The 3,215-nt window shown below is 52.8% G+C and carries 3 protein-coding genes; all 3 read right to left on the bottom strand.

Annotation, left to right across the window (positions count from 1 at the left end; translation table 11 throughout):
* Window positions 1-146: 146 nt before the first annotated feature.
* The 3 genes from KJ970_10670 to KJ970_10660 all read right to left on the bottom strand — a co-directional run bounded on the left by KJ970_10670 (window position 147) and on the right by KJ970_10660 (window position 2,692).
* On the bottom strand, window positions 147-545 hold the full coding sequence (locus tag KJ970_10670) for a hypothetical protein (GenBank protein MBU2691377.1): 399 nt from the start codon (window positions 543-545) through the stop codon (window positions 147-149).
* Window positions 515-1,138 carry a hypothetical protein gene (locus KJ970_10665; protein MBU2691376.1) on the bottom strand — a complete coding sequence of 208 codons (624 nt, stop codon included), beginning with the start codon at window positions 1,136-1,138 and terminating at the stop codon, window positions 515-517. The genes KJ970_10670 and KJ970_10665 overlap by 31 nt, the downstream gene beginning before the upstream one ends.
* Before the next feature lie 996 nt (window positions 1,139-2,134).
* Window positions 2,135-2,692: a hypothetical protein gene (locus tag KJ970_10660; GenBank protein MBU2691375.1), complete on the bottom strand. Its 558-nt coding sequence runs from the start codon at window positions 2,690-2,692 to the stop codon at window positions 2,135-2,137.
* Window positions 2,693-3,215: the final 523 nt, after the last annotated feature.

Genomic DNA, 3,215 nt, shown 5'->3' with positions numbered 1-3,215 from the left:
GGCGCGTCCTGTACCCGGCGGGAAACAAAGTCAGGGAGAATGCAATCACCTCACAGCAACGGAAGAGGATGGCGGCTGCTCTACAGCCGCCAAAGGGAGACATCTAGCCATTGACAACCGGTGGCCTCATAGGCGTTAGACGGGCACTAAAAGCCAAATTGCTTGAATAAAGCTTCGGCAGCCTGGATCGTTTCGATTCCAAGGCTACTTGCTTGAATTGTTTGTTTGATTCCTTCCAGCCACTTCTTCATTCTTCCGTGGTCTGGAGTTTTGGCTTCTTGAATTTCCTCTTTAAGATTTTTTAAATACCTGATAGCCTCCAACAACTCATCATTGGGAGATTCCTTTTCGAGCTGTTCAGTCAATATATCTATATTCTGTATTTGCTTCTGCTGCTCGTTGAAGGAGTGTGCGATGCTTGTTATATATTCTGCTTCATTTCCGGTACCCACCAGTGCCTGTGGGGAGTTCGCCGCACTATAGCTTTGGGCATTAAGAGCGCCGCCTGTGTTAACTAAAATATTCTGTTGTGGCAGTATGGGCATCGTGTTTGTTCTATACAAAAGGCTTTCATAATACATCTTCGCGTTTTTTCAATATCGTAATTTGCTTTAAGAAAGGTAATTCGGTTTTTCAAGATTGTTACTACTAAATCGTGTTCTTCTATTGACGTTATAATAGGCAAGTCGTCAAAATCACCCCCCTTAACAACACGCTCCAAGTACTCCTTTAAATCTTCTCGAACGCGATTGGCGCCAACCACCGTTCCGGAATCAGAAAGATTAAATTTAAAAGCCATCTTGTTCTCAATTGTGGAATCTGCAGAAAACGTTACACGATATCCGCGAAGTCGCGCATATTCTTCAAAACCTTTGAGCAAATCATGAAAAATTGCTTTCTGGTCGTCGGGCAAATCAACGACAATGTAACCTCCGGTCCCGGCGCCGGCATTTTGCCTTAAGGACTCTTCTTCCGCTGCAATCCGCTCCTCATAACGCCGAAGGCTTTCATCCTCTGTCTCCTTTTCTCTTCGTACTCTGTCTCTGTGTTTTTCCCGAATCCAGATTTGCATAAAAATAAAACTAACAACAAGTATTGCAGCCGCGATTATTAACGATCCGAGGGCAGAAGAACTCATGCACACACCTCCAAGTGCTAGGACTGTTTTCTAGGATTCCACATTAGATTCTGTGCGTTGGAAACTTGTTCGGCTCATTGTAATTCAGATAACACTCAATCGCTCCGATCGGGTAGCCCGGGGATGTCGCCATCCCCAGGCCCCCTAAGAACGGTGCGTGACAGTTTCCCGTCACACCGCTCAAGCCTCTGTAAGGTTTCCCTTGTTGGGATTCCCGCAAGTTTAAATTCACTTCACGTTACCGGATGATCGTCAAAATAGCCATAGGCATGCAGAGTGCACTATCTCACCCAAAGGTGGACATCATTTGCTTTCCCTGCTTTCATCTGATTCAATCACCTTCCACGTGATCAGAGACCCACTGAACGTCTGCCTCCTTACGGAGCCGGGAATGTCACTCACCCGGTATCCTGACCATTACAGTCAGGCATTCGCTTCTTTCAGCATCTTACTCCAGCCCGCCAACAGCATGCCTTGCGGTTAGCCTGCCTCCGAAGAGGCGACGGAACTGGGTTTCCACGTTCCACACAGTTGATCCTATGGATGACTTAGGTGCATCCTTCTACGCCGAGGGTTCAACAGTTCCGTGCAGGCAGTTAGTAGACCTGCAACCTGACCCCATGCCGCAAACGCTGGGAAGCGGCCTTAGACCTAATAATCCTCGTAGGCCCGTTTGCTTTGACGACGCTTACAGACATTCATTTGCTTTCACCTTATCATCCGACCCTAGCCCTTAACCGGGTAGGATTCCCGGAAGGGTTTTCCTGTCACCATTTGAACCCAATTCGGTACGTTGTCCGCAGGGCTTCGCACCCCGTCATCAGCGCAACGGTAGCACGCCTGCGTAGGGTCCGGCAGGAACATACCGGGTACTCCATACAATTGTATAAGTACACTCAACTGTGCGACTTCGTGTCGCACCATAACGCTCGCGCTCACCATTGGGCCGACCGCGAAGCGGGCGGACCAGATGGTGCAGCGCATTGTTGGGTCGTACTACCGAAATCGTCGACCGGTAGATAAGACATATAGTGTAACGACGACAAGAACAACAAACTCCAGAACAGAGATTCCGATCAACGCAGCCGACGGCAGAGCGCCGGCAAGGCGCACAACTCCCATCGCGGCGGCCAACATCGAGAGCAACAAGAAGAGACCGATGATAGCTGCGTAGTTCCAGAAGAGCTGAGGAGTGCCAGCGTGACCGGACACGGTCCGCAAGTAGTTCTCCCATCCCAGTGGAGGTGGTCTGTCGGGAAACTGCTGGCACACTCGCTCCTCAAGCGCCTTTAAGTACCAACCCGCCCGCATCATGCGGGCAACCTCGCCGATCCAAATGATTAGAGAGAGATAGGACACAGCCGGGACAAAGAGCAGAAGAGCCACCGAAGCAAGCAGAACGACACCCCAGATGCCGAATGCCACCGCGATGAGTGCGCCTGTGGCAGCCAAACCGTAGCGCAAGACGGCCTGCTGCAGTTGCATGGAGCGGAGGCTCTCCTCCCGAAGGGATCTGTATTCGTCCATGACGACCTCGAGCCAGCCCAGTGCCATTGCTTCACCTCCAGAGGTTAATGGTCATCAGCGCGGCCCAACCGCTCCGGTTCAGCGGCGGCGCGCAGCGCCGTCCGCTGCAACCGGTTGTGTACGCCCGGCATGGGCGTGGACTCAAGGGGTGCAAGTCCCCCGCCGGAGGACCACCGTCATCAATGATGACGCCAACGGCCAGCTCAAGGCAAGGGCCAACCCGCGAGGAATGGTCCGAAGGAAGCCGGCGGCAAAGCTGCGAGCCGAGGAACACGAACGCCATAGAAGGCCGACATCCCTGGGGCGAGTCAGCACGACATGACAAAGCCCTGTGGTTCGGGGGACACGGTAAATGGCGCGGTTGTGCAGTGAAAGTTCACGTCCTTATCCGGGGAGATCTGCTCGACTGGCGGCCGCCTGCTACGGGAGCCGGACTGAGGCCCCAGCCGAAAGACTGGGAAACGCCACCGGACCCTACCGTATTCCCGGCAGCGCGGGCCGGAGCAATCCGGTCCGTGATCGAGCAGAAGTCAGCAGAGGCCATACGAGG

The organism is Candidatus Eisenbacteria bacterium (assembly GCA_018831195.1).
Lineage (GTDB): Bacteria > Eisenbacteria > RBG-16-71-46 > CAIMUX01 > JAHJDP01 > JAHJDP01.
Note: the sequence above shows the minus strand (reverse complement) of the source record. Positions and strands in the feature narration are given on the sequence as shown.

Excerpts from the sequence above, each read along its gene's own strand:
- KJ970_10670 (MBU2691377.1), bottom strand. The coding sequence starts at position 545 with ATGCCCATACTGCCACAACAGAATATTTTAGTTAACACAGGCGGCGCT.
- KJ970_10665 (MBU2691376.1), bottom strand. The coding sequence starts at position 1,138 with ATGAGTTCTTCTGCCCTCGGATCGTTAATAATCGCGGCTGCAATACTT.
- KJ970_10660 (MBU2691375.1), bottom strand. The coding sequence starts at position 2,692 with ATGGCACTGGGCTGGCTCGAGGTCGTCATGGACGAATACAGATCCCTT.